Annotated in this window: 16 protein-coding genes and 1 CRISPR repeat array; of the genes, 11 read left to right on the top strand and 5 right to left on the bottom strand. The window is 50.5% G+C overall.

Annotation, left to right across the window (positions count from 1 at the left end; all coding sequences use genetic code 11):
* Nucleotides 1-78: 78 nt before the first annotated feature.
* Nucleotides 79-690, bottom strand: a complete 612-nt coding sequence (locus NOM90_RS10690) for a superoxide dismutase (protein WP_255941933.1) — start codon at nt 688-690, stop codon at nt 79-81.
* Between the two features lie 528 nt (nt 691-1,218).
* On the opposite strand from NOM90_RS10690, the gene NOM90_RS10685 reads away from it, so the two are divergent.
* From NOM90_RS10685 to NOM90_RS10660, 6 genes are all read left to right on the top strand, one after another.
* Nucleotides 1,219-1,644, top strand: a complete 426-nt coding sequence (locus NOM90_RS10685) for a GNAT family N-acetyltransferase (RefSeq protein ID WP_255941932.1) — start codon at nt 1,219-1,221, stop codon at nt 1,642-1,644.
* A gap of 384 nt (nt 1,645-2,028) precedes the next feature.
* The gene (queG, locus tag NOM90_RS10680; protein ID WP_255941931.1) at nt 2,029-3,918 is read left to right on the top strand and encodes a tRNA epoxyqueuosine(34) reductase QueG; all 1,890 of its coding nucleotides are present in this window, start codon (nt 2,029-2,031) and stop codon (nt 3,916-3,918) included.
* 90 nt (nt 3,919-4,008) lie between these two features.
* Nucleotides 4,009-4,293: a YneF family protein gene (locus NOM90_RS10675; RefSeq protein ID WP_255941929.1), complete on the top strand. Its 285-nt coding sequence runs from the start codon at nt 4,009-4,011 to the stop codon at nt 4,291-4,293.
* A 98-nt stretch (nt 4,294-4,391) separates the two neighbouring features.
* Complete coding sequence (folE, locus tag NOM90_RS10670) at nt 4,392-4,985, top strand: GTP cyclohydrolase I FolE (RefSeq protein ID WP_255941927.1); 594 nt, start codon at nt 4,392-4,394, stop codon at nt 4,983-4,985.
* Nucleotides 4,986-5,146: 161 nt separating this feature from the next.
* Nucleotides 5,147-5,659: a hypothetical protein gene (locus NOM90_RS10665; protein WP_255941925.1), complete on the top strand. Its 513-nt coding sequence runs from the start codon at nt 5,147-5,149 to the stop codon at nt 5,657-5,659.
* Nucleotides 5,660-5,710: 51 nt separating this feature from the next.
* Nucleotides 5,711-6,538 carry a lipoate--protein ligase family protein gene (locus tag NOM90_RS10660; RefSeq protein WP_255941923.1) on the top strand — a complete coding sequence of 276 codons (828 nt, stop codon included), beginning with the start codon at nt 5,711-5,713 and terminating at the stop codon, nt 6,536-6,538.
* 76 nt (nt 6,539-6,614) lie between these two features.
* Here the strand turns inward: NOM90_RS10660 and NOM90_RS10655 are convergent, their stop codons facing one another.
* A complete protein-coding gene (locus tag NOM90_RS10655; RefSeq protein WP_255941921.1) occupies nt 6,615-7,658 on the bottom strand; it encodes an alpha/beta hydrolase in 1,044 nt (347 codons plus the stop codon).
* A gap of 374 nt (nt 7,659-8,032) precedes the next feature.
* On the opposite strand from NOM90_RS10655, the gene NOM90_RS10650 reads away from it, so the two are divergent.
* The gene (locus tag NOM90_RS10650; protein WP_255941920.1) at nt 8,033-8,776 is read left to right on the top strand and encodes an IclR family transcriptional regulator; all 744 of its coding nucleotides are present in this window, start codon (nt 8,033-8,035) and stop codon (nt 8,774-8,776) included.
* Between the two features lie 469 nt (nt 8,777-9,245).
* On the opposite strand, the gene NOM90_RS10645 is transcribed toward NOM90_RS10650, so the two are convergent.
* The 3 genes from NOM90_RS10645 to NOM90_RS10635 all read right to left on the bottom strand — a co-directional run bounded on the left by NOM90_RS10645 (nt 9,246) and on the right by NOM90_RS10635 (nt 11,570).
* Nucleotides 9,246-9,623: a type II toxin-antitoxin system death-on-curing family toxin gene (locus NOM90_RS10645; protein WP_255941919.1), complete on the bottom strand. Its 378-nt coding sequence runs from the start codon at nt 9,621-9,623 to the stop codon at nt 9,246-9,248.
* Nucleotides 9,620-9,793, bottom strand: coding sequence for a hypothetical protein (locus tag NOM90_RS10640; protein ID WP_255941917.1), 174 nt, complete (start codon nt 9,791-9,793; stop codon nt 9,620-9,622). The genes NOM90_RS10645 and NOM90_RS10640 overlap by 4 nt, the downstream gene beginning before the upstream one ends.
* An 841-nt stretch (nt 9,794-10,634) precedes the next feature.
* Entirely contained in the window at nt 10,635-11,570 is a 936-nt protein-coding gene (locus tag NOM90_RS10635; RefSeq protein WP_255941915.1) for a LysR family transcriptional regulator, read from the bottom strand.
* A 178-nt stretch (nt 11,571-11,748) separates the two neighbouring features.
* On the opposite strand from NOM90_RS10635, the gene NOM90_RS10630 reads away from it, so the two are divergent.
* The 4 genes from NOM90_RS10630 (at nt 11,749) to NOM90_RS10615 (ending at nt 16,593) form a co-directional block, all read left to right on the top strand.
* The gene (locus tag NOM90_RS10630) at nt 11,749-12,861 is read left to right on the top strand and encodes an extracellular solute-binding protein (protein WP_255941914.1); all 1,113 of its coding nucleotides are present in this window, start codon (nt 11,749-11,751) and stop codon (nt 12,859-12,861) included.
* A gap of 10 nt (nt 12,862-12,871) precedes the next feature.
* Nucleotides 12,872-14,557 (top strand): ABC transporter permease, encoded by a 1,686-nt coding sequence (locus tag NOM90_RS10625; RefSeq protein WP_255941913.1) that lies wholly within the window; start codon nt 12,872-12,874, stop codon nt 14,555-14,557.
* Nucleotides 14,554-15,726 (top strand): ABC transporter ATP-binding protein, encoded by a 1,173-nt coding sequence (locus NOM90_RS10620; protein WP_255941912.1) that lies wholly within the window; start codon nt 14,554-14,556, stop codon nt 15,724-15,726. Before NOM90_RS10625 ends, NOM90_RS10620 begins: the two co-directional genes overlap by 4 nt.
* Before the next feature lie 135 nt (nt 15,727-15,861).
* Complete coding sequence (locus tag NOM90_RS10615) at nt 15,862-16,593, top strand: metallophosphoesterase (protein ID WP_255941911.1); 732 nt, start codon at nt 15,862-15,864, stop codon at nt 16,591-16,593.
* A gap of 183 nt (nt 16,594-16,776) precedes the next feature.
* Nucleotides 16,777-17,143: direct repeats of the CRISPR family, unit length 32 nt; unit sequence GTCGCTCCCCGTGCGGGAGCGTGGATTGAAAC.
* Between the last annotated feature and the right edge of the window lie 190 nt (nt 17,144-17,333).

Genomic DNA, 17,333 nt, shown 5'->3' with positions numbered 1-17,333 from the left:
TCCTGAGGAGCGGCTTTTTTATCTGGTTATCCGGGATGCGGGTTAGCGCATCGTCCGAATGAAATCGATGAGTCTCAATTATTTCGCTGCTGCGAAACGTTTGGATACTTCATCCCAGTTTACTACGTTCCAGAAAGTGGAGATGTAGTCAGGGCGTTTGTTTTGGAATTTCAGGTAGTAAGCGTGCTCCCATACGTCCAGACCGAGGATCGGCGTTTGACCTTCCATGATCGGGCTGTCTTGGTTAGGCGTGCTTGTTACTGCCAGTTTGCCGTCTTTGCCGACAACGAGCCAAGCCCAGCCGCTACCGAAACGAGTTGTAGCTGCTTTTGCGAAATCTTCTTTGAATTTATCGAAACCACCGAGGTCGCTATCGATTGCTGCTGCGAGGTCGCCCGAAGGAGCGCCGCCGCCGTTTGGTCCGATAACTGTCCAGAACAGGCTGTGGTTATGGTGTCCGCCGCCGTTGTTGCGAACTGCTGTGCGAATGCTTTCCGGTACGCTGTCGATGTTAGCGATCAGGTCTTCCAGAGATTTACCTTGCAGTTCCGGAGCGCTTTCCAGAGCGTTGTTCAGGTTTGTTACGTATGTGTTGTGATGGCGATCGTGGTGGATTTCCATCGTTTGTGCGTCGATATGAGGTTCAAGCGCGTCATTCGAATACGGCAGTGCTGGTAGTTCAAAAGCCATGATAAGATTACCTCCTGCTTAAGTTGGATTTAACGACGCTACCTGCTGCAAAGATGTAGCTCACATAAGATGTACACAGGGTCGTCCTTACACTTTATTAAACAGGAACACTTTCTTTAAATCAATAGGTCATTTTTTCTCCGTAACCTTATGATCCGATAAAAAGCCCCTATTTTTCCAAAAAGAATTGTTAAAAAGATTAGCTGGATGTAAACAGTGAAAAGATCGAAAAAAGGAGCGAAATCTGCAAAAAAAGTGTAAAAAGAACCAGAGCCAACAGCGAAATTACTCGAAATACGTCATTATTGAAATAAAAGTGATGTTTTTTCATGTCAGTTATGGTTTAATAATCGAGTGAGGAAAGTAAATCCACAGGTAGCCTCGTATTTTTTCTGTCTTTTTTGTAAAGTGAAGTTATTTTTTCTGTAAAAACCTGATTCAAGTAAGCGTTTGCAAGAAATGAATGAATATTTTCATGGAGTGTACCTTGCATAGCTGCCATTTCCAAAGAAGAAGGGGATTTAGGATATGAACGTTCGTTCTTTTCAATTGAGTGATTCTAGCCGTATTACGGAACTTCTCCAAATCGCTTTATCCGAAGAATGTTATGAAAAGACGATTGGACCTTTTTCCAGACAGTTGTCATGGGATTCGGAACTGATCCTTGTAGCCGAAGACGGAGATCAGCTTGTCGGCGTAATGATCGGTACGATCGAACGCGAGATGGGTTGCTATTACCGAGTTGCGGTGCATCCGGATTATCGTCGTCAAGGAATTGGCAAAGCACTGGTTGCGAAGCTGGAAGGTCGTTTCCAACAACGTAAAGTCAAAAGCATTTTTGTATCGGGAGATGAACACAATTCGCCTGCACTGCCGCTTTATGAAGCGATGGGTTACGGAGCGAATCGCATTTTGAACGCGTTCCAGAAGCTGAGCATTTTGGCGGTTCATTAAGTTTAGGCCTGTACCAAATGGAGTACTTTACTTAACATTCCGAGCGCGGGGAGCCTTGGAATGTGGCAAATCAGCCGAACATACACATATATGCGGTGTCCCCGGAAAGGAACCGCTTGAACTGACATAAGCATGCCCGTTCCCTCGGGCGCCTGTGCGACGAATACGTCGGTACGGACGCTGGAGAGTACGGGGATGCTTTTATTTTTTAAACTCGATTTCTGTAACTATTCGCGGTAAAATAGAGAAGGCTTCACTGACGGATCGTTGGATAAAAAGTACATTCAAAAGCGCTGCCGGAATTGCTGCATCATCCGGATCAAGCGTCTTTTTTTGCGGATAAAGAAAGGTTGCACAAAGGCTGCATAGAAAGGAGCGATAGTTATGAGCGACCAGCAAAGCAATGCGGTACAAACAAAACCTGTTTCTTGGGAAACGTTAAAACGCGAAATTATCGAAGCGGCGCCGTCTTTAGGAATCGACGATATCGGATTTGCTTCCGCCGATCCTTTCTTATCGCTGCGCGTTCGATTGGAACAACATCGCGCCAAAGGATTTGAGTCCGGCTTCGAAGAACCGGATTTGGATAAACGAACGTATCCGGCGCTGAGTCACGAAGATCCGCAATCGCTGATTGCGATTGCGGTCGCGTATCCTTCGAAACTTGAAAACGCGCCGAAATCAGAACCGGGCAAAACGCGCGGCATGATGGCACGTTCGGCTTGGGGACGCGATTACCATGTCGTTTTGCGCGAAGCGATGGAGCGGTTGGTCGAGTTTATCAAAGAAAAAGTACCGTGGGCAAGCGTCGTCAACATGGTAGACACCGGAGTGCTGTCCGACCGAGCGGTCGCTCACCGCGCCGGGATCGGTTTTCAAGGCAAAAACTGTATGATTATTTCGCCTAAGTACGGCTCTTGGATCTATCTGGGCGAGCTGATTACGAATATTCCGTTTAGCGCGGACGAAGAAGTGCAAGACGATTGCGGCGAGTGTACGCGCTGCATCGATGCTTGCCCGACCGGAGCTTTGGTCGGTCCCGGCGAGCTGAACGCCCAGCGCTGCGTGTCGTTCCTGACACAAACGAAAGGGCTGCTGAGCGAAGAATTCATGATGAAGATCGGCAACCGATTATACGGTTGCGACACATGCCAGATCGTTTGCCCGAAAAACAAGGGCAAACATTGGCAGCATCATGCGCAGCTTCAGCCTGACCCCGAAAAAGCGAAGCCGCTTCTTCTGCCTTTGCTCGATTTGAGCAATCGGCAGTTCAAAGAGCAGTTCGGCGACACTGCCGCTGCTTGGCGCGGCAGAGGGCCGATCCAGCGCAATGCCGTAATTGCGCTGGGGAACTTCAAAGACGAGGCGGCGATGCCGAAGCTCGCCGAAGTGCTGACGGGCGATCCGCGCCCGATTATGCGCGGCACTGCCGCTTGGTCGATCGGGCGGATCGGCGGCGCGGCAGCCGAAGAAGCCTTGCTCGCCGCGAAGCCGCTGGAGCAAGACGCGGAAGTGCTGGAGCGCATCGGTCTTGCGCTCAGCGAAGCGCGCGAAGGGCGTAAGCCGCGCCCCGCGAAAGGCGACCCGTCGCGCCGCGCGCAAGGAACAGAACCGGACGCGCGGCTAGGCAGCGCGGAGGTCAAAGGCGACAAGCCGGCGGACATCCAGCCGGCTTCGCCAGAGCCGCAAACGCCAAAGGTTGCAGGCGACAGCGGCGCAAGCGCGAATAGCGTCAAGCCTAGCGCAGCCAAGGCGTCTACGCTGTTCTACGACGAGATGCAATCGTCGATCGGGCCTCTCGTACTGACCGCTAGCGACAACGGATTATGTCGCATCGATTTCGGTCATTTCGAAGCTGTCGAAGACAAGATCAAAGTCTGGGGCAAGCGCTGGTTCGGCGCAGCGGAATTCATTCGCCAACCGGAAGAATTAAAGCCCTACAAAAAGCAGCTTTTCGAATATCTCAAAGGCAAACGGGAAACATTCGATATGAAGCTCGATCTGCAAGGAACGCCGTTCCAGATCGAAGTCTGGCGAGCGCTTGCGCAGATCGGTTACGGAGAGACGGTTTCTTACAAATGGATCGCCGAAGCCGTCGGAAAACCGAAAGCGGTGCGGGCGGTCGGCGGCGCGAACAATCGCAATCCGCTTCCTCTTGTTTTCCCGTGTCACCGGGTTGTGGGTTCAAGCGGCAAATTGGTCGGTTATGCAGGCGGTCTGGACATCAAAGAAAAGCTTCTTCAAATCGAGCGTAATCGCCGACTGGATCGGTAAATTAAATTGCGGCAACCGCCGCCTCGTGCTACACTTAACTCGTGCGTCTATACGCACCAGACAGTCAAAAAACGTGGGGTGACATCAGCGATGTGGTGGAATTATGTGATACCGATTGTCACATTGATCGTCGGTTTGGTGGGCGGGTTCTTTATTGGTGTGTATTATCTGCGTCGTCAGCTGACCAACATGCAGAACGATCCGCAAATGTTGCAAAAAATGGCTAAGCAAATGGGCTATAACATGAGCGGTAAGCAAATGCAGCAAGCACAGCAGATGATGAAGAAAAACGGCGGAGCAATGCCGGGCGGTATGCCTGGTGGCAAAGCACCTAAAGGTAACGCGTTTCCTCCTAGCAACAAGCGGAGAAAATAAGCGCAAATTCCGATCAATCGAAAAGGTTGATCGGAATTGCATAGATCGGGTGGAACTTATATCGCCCGGTCTGTGCATGAGGTAAGGAGGAGCGACGCATGGCGGGCGTGAACGATTATACAAACAAGAAGGTTGGCGACAACCGTGAACAGATCGAACATCATATCTCCCAGATTTTATCGCTTATCGGAGAAGATCCTGAGCGAGAAGGGCTGCTCGATACACCTGCACGCGTAACCCGGATGTACGAAGAAATTTTTGCCGGATACGATGTAGACCCGAGAGAAGCTTTGGGCGTGACATTCGACGAGCATCACGAAGAGTTGGTTATCGTCAAGGATATTGTCTACTATAGCCAGTGTGAACATCATATGGCGCCTTTTTTCGGTAAAATTCATGTAGGTTATATTCCGAACGGACGGATCGCGGGGCTGAGCAAGTTCGCTCGGTTAGCCGAAGCGGTTACGCGTCGTTTGCAAGTGCAAGAACGCATCACTACACAAATCGCCGATATTTTGGTCGAGGTGCTTCAGCCGAAAGGCGTGATGGTCGTAGTCGAAGGCGAACATTTGTGCATGTGTGCACGTGGTGTCAAAAAACCAGGCAGCAAAACGGTGACAACGGCGGTTCGCGGCGTGCTTCGTAACGATGCAGCGCAGCGCGCGGAATGTCTGAGCCTGATCAAGAACTAAAGTGGAATGAAAAGAACCTGTCCGGCGCCGGGCGCGGTTTCGATCTCTTTTTGATCAAAGAAGGGATTGGAAAAACGTGCGGCAAGTCGGTAGGTTCTTTTTTATAGCAAAAAATGATTGGAAGCGGGATTCAAGGTGGAACTTAAAAGGAGCGAAGAATCATGAAAAAAATAATAATCGTGCCGATGCTTTTAGTTTTGATTATGCTAACGGCTTGCGGGAAACCGGCTTGGATCGGGCATCAGGAAGCAGCGCCGCTGGAAGGTACGCAGTCGCTTTTTGACCTCAAACCTTATGATCCGAACGAGCAAATCGCAGGAACATTCGAGCGTCATCCGAAGTTCCCGATCGGCGTCTATTTACCGGAAGGCGCAACAGCTTTTCAGATGGGCAACGACACGGCTTGGGGATTTCAAAGCCAGCAAATTTTTATGACCGTTACGAAAAATTCGTTGATCGAACCTTCGCTGATGCGCGATCGTACCGAAGAACTGATGGGCTACAAAGAATACCGAGGTTCGATTAACGACGGACGAATCGCGGACTTTTTCCAAGTAGAGCAAGGCGGAGAAACGTATATCGTCTCGTTCACGTATTTGGATAAAGCTAAAGCCCTTCCGCTATTGATGGATATGGCGAAAAGTTTGCGAATCGTCGAAGACGGCAATTCCTAATCATTTTTTAAAAAAAGCAACCTAGACATCAACAATCAGGAGGCGATCGGTATGGACAATCAGCAATCGAACGCAGTATGGCATCCCGATATCCGTATCTGGAACCCGCCGCTAGAAAGTATGCCGGAAGATATTATGTACCCGCTCGCTTGGGAAGAGATGATGTGTCGCCGCGTCGGAGAAGGGGAAGCACCGATCATGCACATCTGGCGACATCCTTACGCGCTAACGATTGGAATGCGGGATCGACGGTTGCCGCGCGCGGCTCAAGCGATGGACAAACTACGCGATGAAGGTTGCTCGGTCGCGGTACGGGTATCCGGCGGAGCTGCGGTGCCGCTCGACGAAGGCGTGATCAATGTGTCGATTATTTTGCCGAACCCGGACCGGAAAATCGAACTACATGGTGATTTTGCACGTATGGTGTCGCTGATTGCAGGAGCCGCGTCGCCGTGGACAACCGATTCCAAAGCCGGGGAGATCGAAGGTGCTTTTTGCCCTGGGGATTACGATGTGAGTGTCAATGGACGTAAGTTTTGCGGAATTGCGCAGCGTCGGCAGACGAAAGCGTATATTTTGACCGGTTTCGTAATCGTAGAAGGCAACGGCGAAGAACGCCGTAGATTGGCTCGCGAATTTTACGACGAAGCTTCCGGGGATTTAACGCCAGGGGACGCTTATCCAGATGTTCGCGAAGGATCGATGGGTAGTCTGGATGAATTAGCAGGTGTGCCTTCGTCCGAAGCCTATATCTCGTCGCTAATGGATTGGATGATCGAACATGCAGGTGCGACGGTGCTGACTGAAGCTCCGAATTTGCCGCTGGATGAACTGGATCGGTTGTCGGCAGAACTCAAGCAGCGATACGATCGGGGATAGGAAAAGCCGTGCTACTTACCTTATTGAAGGTCGGTAGCACGGCTTTTTTTGAAAAGGATATGAAGTTAGGGTTTAGTTACGGACTTACCGTTTCCCCGTTTTTGATATCTTCTTGAGCTGCCAAACGAATATCCCCAAGGAAATTTGAGACGCGGCGTAGATATTCGCGAGGATGCTCGCGGAAAATCAATTCGTGATGCGAACCTTGCACAATCCACGATCTGGAGTTTGGATTGGTCTGATTCGCAGCCAGTTGCTCGGCAATCTCGTACGGTGCTTTGGAATCTTCGGTTCCGTGGATAAAGAAGATCGGGATCGGATAATCTTCTTGCTCGACTTGTTTGTACGGAATCTGATTGAGACTCGTACCGTTCAGCACCGGGAACAACATCTGCAAAATCTCCAGCGACGGGTGACGCGGCAACGCGATATTTTGGCGAATATTATGGTAAAGCGTATCCGGTTGAAGCAAGAACGCACTATCCAAGATCATCGCATCGATATCATCGCTGACAAGAGAGGCTTGAAGCGCAGTCCCGCCGCCCATCGAGAAGCCCCATACGACGACTTGCTCGGCTCCTTTTTGCTTGGCATATTGAACGGCTCCGAGGAGTTGCTGCGTTTCTTTTTTGCCTCCGGTCGCCACTTCTTTACTGCCTTGCGAAGCAAAGCCGTAATCGAACATAATGACGTTAAAATTCAGTCTATGCGCGTAATGCGCGATATCATACATCGGAATCCAGGTTTCTTCGCGGTTGGCACCGTAGCCGTGGCTGAGTACGATCGTTTTCTTCGAGTCTGCGCTGCCAGCCGGAATGTACCAGCCTTGCATAATGCGGCTTCCATCGGATGCAGGGAAACTAATGTCCTGATAATCCATGCCGACCGCTTGCTTCGGATTCGAATATAGCGGCGCGACGGTCGGATTGGACAAGACCCAAGCAATATAAGCATGCAGTGCGACGAAGCAGAAAATCAAAAAGAAAAGAATCGATAGGAATAGAGCCACTGCTATGTTACGCAACCGACGACGACCCGGCGAAATCTCCTTAACATGGTCCTCCGCGTGTGCAGCCTTCTGCTGCTTGGACGGAGCGAGCGTTTCGGAAACGGGATTCATCGCAGTCTCTCCTTATTTGAAGTTTGATTTTTTTCAACAGAATGACTTTGTGAGTCAAATAAAGCTTTGTATTTATGGTATGCTCCTATGCCTTCGAAGTCAAACCTAACTCTTTTATCGGACAGGTAGGACTTGAGCTGTAGAGAATCCGCGAAGGGTGAACATTTTTTGATTCCAACAGTTTCATAAAAAAAGTATTTGTTTCATCCAATGAAACAAAAGTATGGTATATTAGTAACAAACGAAAGATTGCGCAAGCGGGAAGTCAAAGTCTTTTGCCACCCGCGGACGGCACTATATCTTTTATATGAAACGTGAACAGAATGAGTGAAACTCAAAACGAGAACAACAATCGGGAGAGAAGGTATCCTTGTATGGAAGACGGCAAATTAACGGTTCGCGCGGTAGAGCGTGCGCTTGATATATTGATGTGTTTTACACGCACGGGAAGTCTGAGTCTGACCGAGATCGCGGCGGAAGTCGGTCTGCATAAAAGCACGGTGCACCGTCTAATGACGACTCTTGAGGAAAAAGGCTTTGTCAGCCGCGATGCGTCGACCGAGAAATATCGGCTGGGCATCAAAATTTGGGAGTTGTCGGCGCATTTGTCGAACACGGATGATCCGGCGCTGTTACTGCTTCCTTCGATGGAAAAGTTGCGAGACGAGTTGGACGAGACGGTGAGCTTATACGTTCGTGATGGACGCGAGCGGCTTCGGATTCAAGCAGTACAAAGCAATCAGGCGATTCGCCGGGTCGCGCCTGTCGGAGCGCGGTTGCCGCTATATGTCGGTGCTTCGAGCAAAGTGCTGGTCGCGTTCTCTAGCGAGCGAGAGCAGGAGTATATTATCAGCGATCCGATCTGGCCGGATTCGGCGAATCGCACAGCGTTTCGCGATCAGCTTCGTACGATCCGAGCGGAAGGGTATGCGATCAGCGTCGAAGAACGGGAGCAAGGCGTGACATCGGTGGCTGCGCCGATCTTCGATCTGAAAGGGAATCTGGCAGCGGCGTTGTCGGTGTCGGGACCTTTGGCGCGATTGCCGGTGGATCAGCTTCGGAGCTATGCGCCGCTGCTTATGGAGCGGGCGCGGGAGATGGGATTGATGATTCGATGATGTGAGGAAGCGAAAAAGCTCCGAAAGAAATTCGTTAGAGTATGCTTGCGATGTGCCTTTCTTCGAAAGCCTTTAGGTCGCTTGTTGAAATTGGGAAAAGATGCACCACAAAGGCAAACACTACTGGCATATACTTCCGAAGTCTCTTTTCTTCGAAAAGATTTGGCTTCACTGAATTTCTTCCTACGCTTTTTCGCTTCTAGTTACGTTGGGTTTTGTGATACGTAAAGCAGGTACAGTTCCTCTACGGGGAAATGTGCCTGCTTTTTTGTGTTTGGGATTGATATGCGCTCCTGCGTGGGGAGCGACTCAATCGACAATGGATCGTTCCTGTATTCACGACCCGACGTATGTCGGGTGTCCGGCGAATGCTGGACCAAGGGCGTATGCCAGCAGCGTGAATATGATGTTATACGTAGCACCGGTCCTTTTTTAATATTCAAGAAGATATAGAATAAGACACCGAGCTTCATTCTCGATGCCTTATTATCCATTCCCCAATATCTTGTTCATTTAATTTTCCTTCTGCTATTCCCAATGCTAATTGAACGAGTTCATCTTGACTATATCGAATAAAATATCCATTTAATCGAAGTAAAAGTAGCATAACCGCTACTCCAATACGTTTATTTCCATCCACTAATCGATGATTTTTGATTAAAGAGAATGTCACGACAGAAACTTTCCTTGTTAGCCCTGGGTACAACTCTTCACCATCAAAGGTCTGTTCAGCTTTACCCAATGCGCTTTCTAGCAATCCTTGATCTCTGACTCCATCCGCTCCACCCGTTACCTTCATGATCTTTTGATGATAGATCAACAATGGGTCAATCGTAATCGATTTCATTTAGCGAGTTCTTTAAGCGCTGCTAAATTCTCGTTAATGATGTCGTCCATCATAGATTCTGTTTGAGATACATTTTTTGTTTTTAGAAACTCTACAAAATCAATGACTTCCATTTGTTTTTCTTGGGGTAAAGATAAAAAGTCGTTAATCAATTTTTGTTCTAAGCTCATTAGGAATCGCCTCCTATTCTTAATTCACAGTATAACGCAAAATGTTAAATCAATTAACTCTTTGTCTAGTGTAGTTTTTAAATATGTTTTTCCGGTATTACGTATAACGTAGGTATTGACGCCACTGTTTCAATCCATGCTCCCATACGGGGAGCGACCCCCTTTCTGCAAGCAAAAAAGCCCCTGAACGATGTTTCAATCCATGCTCTCACGCAGGGAGCGACTGACACACTTCGCACACGTGTTCGAAACCCACTTGGTTTCAATCCACGCTCCGACGCGGGGAGCGACGAATGGCGGTCAGGTCAAGGGCTTTGGATCGCTCAGTTTCAATCCACGCTCCCACGCGGGGAGCGACTAACGGAAGGATCAATAAGGAGCGCAATTACTTTGTTTCAATCCACGCTCCCACGCGGGGAGCGACCCGGAACATAAAGAAGAAGTTAACATCTGGCTACAAGTTTCAATCCACGCTCCCGCACGGGGAGCGACCCATTCGGACTAATTATTGCTTCGATCCTGAGGAAGTTTCAATCCACGCTCCCGCACGGGGAGCGACATGGAGAAGTTATCGATTTTTACGGGCGCGCAATAGTTTCAATCCACGCTCCCGCACGGGGAGCGACACCCGAATGACCGCGTACTGATTATCGACGATTTCCGTTTCAATCCACGCTCCCGCACGGGGAGCGACACTGCACCCACTTCTACCCCTTGCCCCGCAAGGGATTCAGAGGTCAAAAGTGCGAACCTCAAAATCAGCGTAACCAAAACGCGGCGAAAACACAAGAAAAAGCGCCCAAATCCTTACGGGGCGCGGGGTGCGAACCTCCCGGGGTTTTCATGGGAGCTTGGGGTTCGCACTTTTTACAAGAGTTTTGGGCTTAAGCGTATCCGCGACTTCTTCGACGTACCGAATAAATTCTCGTACCGGAGCGGAATAGAGAGGTTCGTCGCGGTAGGCGAGGCAAATCCGGCGGCGGTTGATGTAGCCGGGGAGAGGACGGCTTACCAATTCGCCGCTTTGCGTTTCGCGCAAAATACTACGTAGCGGCAGTACGGCTAAGCTATCGTTGCAACGCAGCGTTTCTTTGATCGTCTCAATCGCGCCGAGTTCCATCGTGGAAGAAAAGCTCAACCCAATATCTTGCGCCCATTGTTCGGTCAGACGCCGAGACGTCGATCCGGGTTCGTGCAGCAAGAAAATCTGATCTTTCAACAGATCGACCGACCATTCGCTCATTTGGCTCAGTGGATGCGCCGGGTTCATGACCAACTGCAACTCGTCTTCGACCAAAGGAACGACGATCAGCCCTTTTTCCTCATGATCCGGTAACGAAACGATCGCGGCGTCGATTTCATATCCACGTAACATTGCGAGCGTACCGCCGGCTTGTTTGACCGTGAGTTGCAGTTCGATATCCGGGTTACTTTGGCGAAATTCGGCGAGGTAAGGCGGCATAAAATAAGTCGCAGGCGTATAGCTCGCACCCAGACGTAGCCGAACACGCTCATGCCCTGAACGAGAACGCATCTGCCGCCTTGCATCGTCCATTAAAGCCACGATTCGCCGCGCATAAGGAAGCAATTCTTCCGCCGCTACGGTCGGTTGCAGAGTGCGTCCTTGTTTGCGAAACAATTCGACATCCAGTTCTTCTTCCAAGTTCCGTAAATGAAAACTAACGGTCGGTTGCTTGAGTTCGAGCCTATCCGCTGCCGAACTTAACGTGCCGACTTTGCAAATCTCCAAAAATACTTTTAGCTGATGCACGTTCATACGCCTTTTTCCTCCCTCATACGCCTTCTATCGACGAAGTATAGATTTTATATGGGTTAAAAACAATATGTATAGATAAATTTAATAAAAGTCCATATTACGCTTTACGACGCTTTAACAAAGCGCTGATAAAGTTGGAAGTAAGAAATCCACTTCAAACAAATCGGGGGCTTACTTCATGAAACTTTGGAAAACGAAATCAGCGGCAACGCTTGGACTCCTTCTTCTCACTTTTACAACGGCATGCGGCAACGGAGCTACACAATCGACGGCGCAAGCTACGGCAGACACTCCGGCAAAAGCAGCAACGACGAACACGGCTACACCTGTAGCCGCTCAAACCGATGCAAAACCGGCAGCAGGCGAAGAAATCACTGTGTATCTGAATGACTTCGATGCAGTAATCGGGGATATGTTCGAAAAAAAGACAGGCTACAAAGTGAACGTTGTGGTCGGTAACGGCGCAGAAATCATGTCGAGAGTCGAAGCGGAAAAAGGCAACCCGCAATGGGATGTCCTGTGGATCGACTCGATGCCTTCGGTATACGGATTGGATCAAAAAGGTCAATTGCTGCAAGGATGGGAACCGGAGAACGCAAGCAATCTCAAAGAAACTTTTGAAGACCAAGTCCCAGACGACAAATCGTATTATCCGACAGGCGCTCATGCGGCAGGCGTACTGGTCTATAACAAAAACGAAATTTCCGCGGCAGAAGCACCAACTTCATGGGAAGATTTGAAAAAAGATACATACAAAGACCGGATCGGTACAGCTGACCCCGCGATTGCCGCTCCGGCATATCCGTTTGTATCCTGGTTCTTTGAAGATAAAGGGATGGACGGCGGAGAAGAATTCTTCAGCACTTTGATGAAAAACGGAATGCGCGTGTATCCGAAAAACCCTCAAGTTGCTCAAGCGTTGACCGCAGGTGAAGTCGATGTCGCGATGTTGCAAGAAACGAACGCGTATTCACTCGTGAACAACGGTGAGCCAATCGAAATCGTATGGCCGGAAGAAGGCGCACCGGGATCGGTACGTGTCGCAGCGATTCAAAAAGAGACGAAGCACGCAGCGGTTGCCAAAGAATTCATCAACTTCTTGCTTGACCCGCAAGTGCAACAAGAACTGATCGAAACCGGCGACGAGAGTTACTTCGAACCTTCCGCGGAAGGCGTGAAGACCAAAGAAGACCGTAAACAAGATGCCAAAATCAATATTGCAGACGCAGCTTGGGCAAGCGAGCATGAAGCCGAAATCAAACAATGGTTCGCCGATCAGGCGATTCAATAAGGCATAATCGATGTTTCGTCTGAACGCTAATAAGCTTGGCTGGATCGTCACGATCGTTCTAGCCGTGCTTGTTCTTTTTCCACTGGCTGCCGTCGTCATTCAAGTACTGTTGCCCGGGATCTTTTTTGGCTCGTTAAATATTGGCGATCTGGGACTGCTACTTGATTTGTTCGAACGTCCGCTATGGAGAAAGTCACTCGAAAACTCGTTGGTACTTGGGCTAGGGACAGCGGTACTTGGCACAATGCTCGGTGCGGTACTCGCGATGGTGCGGATGCAGTGGAAGTTTCCCGGAGCTCGCGCGCTGGATGCCTCGGTCTGGATTCTTTTTATCATGCCGTCGTTTATTTTGGCTCAAGGTTGGATCATGTTCTCGACCGGAAATGGGTTGGCGGCTTCGGTATTCGGTTGGCACTGGGTATCGGCAGCGGTCTTTCAACCGGCAGGGCTGATCCTGATTATGACGTTCAGTAAATTCCCGCTTGCGTATCTGAGTGTCAAAGCCGCGATGGAATGGAAAGTCGATATGTTGTCGGATGCAGCGAGATTGTGCGGAGCAAGCCCTTTTAAAGTATGGCGCAGCGTACAAGCTCCTCTGTTACTTCCGGCAATCTTGTCGGGGATGGCGCTTGTATTTATGGATACGATTGGCGATTTCGGTCTGCCTTCCGCGGTCGCGGCGGTATATCGTTTCCCGACACTGCCGTATTCGATTTATTCCGCGATCTACACGTCGCCGATCCGTTTTGATATGGCGGGGGTGTTGTCGCTGTACTTGGTGGCATTGATCGCGGTCGCGATGATTTTGCAATTCTGGATTCTTCGCCGCTCGCGCTACGATATTTTGGGTGGACGCGCTGTACCGGCGGTGCCGAAGCCGGCAGGACGTTATACGACTTGGGCGCTGGCTGGCGGCAATGTTTTGCTGCTGCTGATCGTGATCGGGATTCCGATTGGTTCGAGTGTCGTGACGTCTTTGCTCAAAATTCAAACGAATGGCTTGATGATGTCCAATCTGACTTTTGAAAACTATACCAAATTGTTGTCCGAAGGCAGTTCGTTACTTCCGGGCCTTGGGCGTTCGCTCATGATCGCAGGCTCGGCTGCCGTGATCGGTCTGGTCGTAGGGCTTGGAGCAAGTTTTGTATTGTCTTATTCGAGATTCCGCTTCAAAAGAGGGATCGAGACCGCATCATTAATCTCATTCGCCGTACCGGGCGTTGTGCTCGGCATCGGATATATTTTCGTATGGAATCAGCCGTGGATGGAGCGTCTGGGGATTAGTTTGTACGGCAAACCGGGCATCCTCGTCCTGGCGGCAATTGCGGGAGCGATTCCAGTCATTACGCGCGTTATGACGGGTGCGATGGCAAAAGTACCGGAAAGTCTGCTCAACGCCGCGCAGATTCAAGGCGGTTCGCTAATTAGTCGGATTCGGTATATTTTGGCTCCGCTAGTGCGCGGTGCGTTGATTTCTGCGGGGCTTGCCGCGTTTGGCGCTTGCGTATTCGATCTTGCGGTCAACTCGATCTTGTTTCCGCCGAATTTCGAGACGTTGCCGATTGCGATCGACGATGCGTTTGAAGACTTGCGCTTTGGCTATGCTTCGGCAGCGACTGTAGCGGGCGGCGGGATTGTCGTCTGTATCATGATGGTTATCGAACGATTACTTCGCAGAAAAGAGGTGCGTGCATGAGTGCGGTAAACGCTACTTTGGATAAGAATACGAAGTCTTCACCAATAGATTCTCAGAGTGTCAAAAAAGAACAGCCGAGTGCGACTCCCGCAGCTCCGCTTCTATTGGATATTAAAAATGTGCAAAAGCATTACGGCAAATTCCAAGCTCTCAAAGGCGTATCGCTCGATCTGCGAGAAGGCGAAATCATCAGCGTGCTAGGCCCTTCCGGTTGCGGGAAATCGACGTTGTTGCAACTGGTCGCGGGATTGGCGAAACCGGACGGCGGCGAGATTGTATTGTCCGGTCAGCGGATCGCTTCGGCTTCGAGCATGGTTCCACCTGAAAAGCGCGGCGTGAATATGGTGTTCCAAGACTATGCGCTGTGGCCTCATATGAGTGTGTTCGACAATATTGCTTATGGGCTCAAACAGAAAAAGATGAACCGTGGAGCGATCAGAGATAAGGTAGGCGAGGCAGTGGACTTACTACGTCTGAACGGTCTGGAAGACCGACTGCCGCCGCAATTATCCGGCGGGCAACAACAGCGCGTGGCAATCGCGCGCGCCATCGTAACCGAGCCGCGGCTCATGCTGCTCGATGAGCCGCTATCCAATCTCGATATGCGTCTACGCATCGAGATGCGCACCGAGATGGCGGTGCTGTTCCGCAGACTTGGAATCAGTGTATTCCACGTCACGCATGATCCCGAAGAAGCATTCGCGATGGCAGATCGCTTGCTGATTATGCGCGAAGGCGAAGTGGATCAATTCGCCACGCCAGAGCAGTGCTTTAGCCGCCCGGCAAGCCGCGAAGCCGCTTCGCTACTCGGCGCAATCAATCGCCTAGAAGGCGAATTTGCGTATACGCCGGGCGGCGAACTGGCACTCCGCACACCCGCAGGGCTGGTGCCGGGGATCTATTGCGGCGCGGGCGAAGCACCGCAAGCCGGCGAGCGGGGCGAACTGCGTTTTCGCCCGGAAGAACTCAAAACACAGTCCGAGTCCGTTGAAGGCGGAACGCTTCATTTCCGCATCGTACACGGTACGTTCGAAGGCACTCGCTGGCGCTCTCTTGCCGAGACGACTAGCGGCGACCGCGCGTATCTTCTTCATTCCGCACCCGTCATTCCCGGCGAAGAAGTCACTCTAATCCTTCCTCGCCATGCCGCTTTGTTTTATAGAGTTTGAGTGTGGTAATCTTCATTCACCCACCTACCCAGCGAGCGGTATTCCATCGAAGCGACTTTTGGCTTTCCGTAGGAAAACAACCCCAAGCGCCGATGGAATACCGCTCGCCACCACCATTAGAAAGGCAGTAGTAAAATGACCTTTTCTTTTTCAACGACGCCGCTTGCGACGCCTTTTCAACGAATCTTGGCAATTTCCGATATTCATGGGCATGAACAAGGGCTAGATTTGTTGCTTGCAGAAGCCGGGTACGATCCGAGCTACGACCTATTGATTTTAGGCGGTGACTATATCGACACCGATCCTGCGACTTGGCGTATTTTAGATCGGATTATTCAACTGACTACCGAAGGAGCGATTGCACTGCCCGGTAATCACGAACTGAAATTATTGGCGCTAGAAGGCGTAGCTCGGCAGAACATCCAACATCATCTGGATTGGCTGAATCATTTACCTCTTTATTTTGCGGTAGGTGATTTCATATTCGTTCATGCCGGATTTCGTCCGGGTGTTTTGTTGGAACAACAGACGATGCGCGATATGATTGAAATTCGCGAAGCTTTTTGGAATTCGGATGGACAAGCTTTCCAAGAAGACGAGAACATAGCGGGGAGAACGATCGTCTTTGGTCATACGCCCACGTTCAAGCTCGGCGCACCGCTCGGTCAGCCGTGGATACAGCCCGGCAAGCTGGGCATTGATACCGGAGCCAAGCATCGCGTACGTCTGACGTTGCTCGATCTGACGAATAGCATTTCGTATTCATGCTCCACTTCGCCAGAGCAACTATACCTTGATCTTCGTCGCCAAGTGTTGCAGCTTGGCGGTTCGGAAGTCAATCGCACTTCGATACCGGAAGTGCTTTAGAGACAATAGGAAAAGTGCGAACCCCAAGCTCCCATGAAAACCCCGGTAGGTTCGCACCCCGCGCCCAGTAAGGCTTTGGGCGCTTTTTCTTGTGTTTTTGACGCATTTTGGTTACGCTAATTTTGAGGTTCGCACTTTTGACCCTTCAAAGCCTTGCAGCGCAAGGGGGGGGAAGTGGGTGCAGTCGCTCCCCGTGCGGGAGCGTGGATTGAAACTTGTTCGTCTTCCGTATCGACATCCAGCAGGTACAGTCGCTCCCCGTGCGGGAGCGTGGATTGAAACAGGGTACTGACTACAAGCTGACAACCACAGGCAGTGTCGCTCCCCGTGCGGGAGCGTGGATTGAAACGACCAGTTGCGGAAAATCCAGAAAGAGTGTTGCCCGTCGCTCCCCGTGCGGGAGCGTGGATTGAAACTTACCCATGGCTTCGCGTTCTCGCGGATTGACGTGGTCGCTCCCCGTGCGGGAGCGTGGATTGAAACACGCCTTTGGGGTTAGTGTGCGGTGTATTGACGTGGTCGCTCCCCGCGCGGAAGCATGAATTGAGAATTACATCATGGGCGGTATGATGTAATAAGATTTAGTTTTCACACCGTGCAGCACTATCGAATCAAAAACAAAAAAAGCAGGTACATCTCCTCCAGAAGGGAAATGTACCTGCTTTTTTACGAATCTCCATGTCTTCAAATTCAACTTATACTTTCATGCACAAAAAGCCCGCTACATTCGCAATTCGCGA

The organism is Saccharibacillus sp. JS10, assembly GCF_024436065.1.
Taxonomy (GTDB): domain Bacteria; phylum Bacillota; class Bacilli; order Paenibacillales; family Paenibacillaceae; genus Saccharibacillus.
The sequence above is the reverse complement of the archived record's forward strand: the minus strand, read 5'-3'. Positions and strand labels throughout refer to the sequence as shown.

Coding starts and splice junctions, on each gene's coding strand:
- NOM90_RS10690 (WP_255941933.1), bottom strand. CDS start 690: ATGGCTTTTGAACTACCAGCACTGCCGTATTCGAATGACGCGCTTGAA.
- NOM90_RS10685 (WP_255941932.1), top strand. CDS start 1,219: ATGAACGTTCGTTCTTTTCAATTGAGTGATTCTAGCCGTATTACGGAA.
- queG (WP_255941931.1), top strand. CDS start 2,029: ATGAGCGACCAGCAAAGCAATGCGGTACAAACAAAACCTGTTTCTTGG.
- NOM90_RS10675 (WP_255941929.1), top strand. CDS start 4,009: ATGTGGTGGAATTATGTGATACCGATTGTCACATTGATCGTCGGTTTG.
- folE (WP_255941927.1), top strand. CDS start 4,392: ATGGCGGGCGTGAACGATTATACAAACAAGAAGGTTGGCGACAACCGT.
- NOM90_RS10665 (WP_255941925.1), top strand. CDS start 5,147: ATGAAAAAAATAATAATCGTGCCGATGCTTTTAGTTTTGATTATGCTA.
- NOM90_RS10660 (WP_255941923.1), top strand. CDS start 5,711: ATGGACAATCAGCAATCGAACGCAGTATGGCATCCCGATATCCGTATC.
- NOM90_RS10655 (WP_255941921.1), bottom strand. CDS start 7,658: ATGAATCCCGTTTCCGAAACGCTCGCTCCGTCCAAGCAGCAGAAGGCT.
- NOM90_RS10650 (WP_255941920.1), top strand. CDS start 8,033: ATGGAAGACGGCAAATTAACGGTTCGCGCGGTAGAGCGTGCGCTTGAT.
- NOM90_RS10645 (WP_255941919.1), bottom strand. CDS start 9,623: ATGAAATCGATTACGATTGACCCATTGTTGATCTATCATCAAAAGATC.
- NOM90_RS10640 (WP_255941917.1), bottom strand. CDS start 9,793: ATGAGCTTAGAACAAAAATTGATTAACGACTTTTTATCTTTACCCCAA.
- NOM90_RS10635 (WP_255941915.1), bottom strand. CDS start 11,570: ATGAACGTGCATCAGCTAAAAGTATTTTTGGAGATTTGCAAAGTCGGC.
- NOM90_RS10630 (WP_255941914.1), top strand. CDS start 11,749: ATGAAACTTTGGAAAACGAAATCAGCGGCAACGCTTGGACTCCTTCTT.
- NOM90_RS10625 (WP_255941913.1), top strand. CDS start 12,872: ATGTTTCGTCTGAACGCTAATAAGCTTGGCTGGATCGTCACGATCGTT.
- NOM90_RS10620 (WP_255941912.1), top strand. CDS start 14,554: ATGAGTGCGGTAAACGCTACTTTGGATAAGAATACGAAGTCTTCACCA.
- NOM90_RS10615 (WP_255941911.1), top strand. CDS start 15,862: ATGACCTTTTCTTTTTCAACGACGCCGCTTGCGACGCCTTTTCAACGA.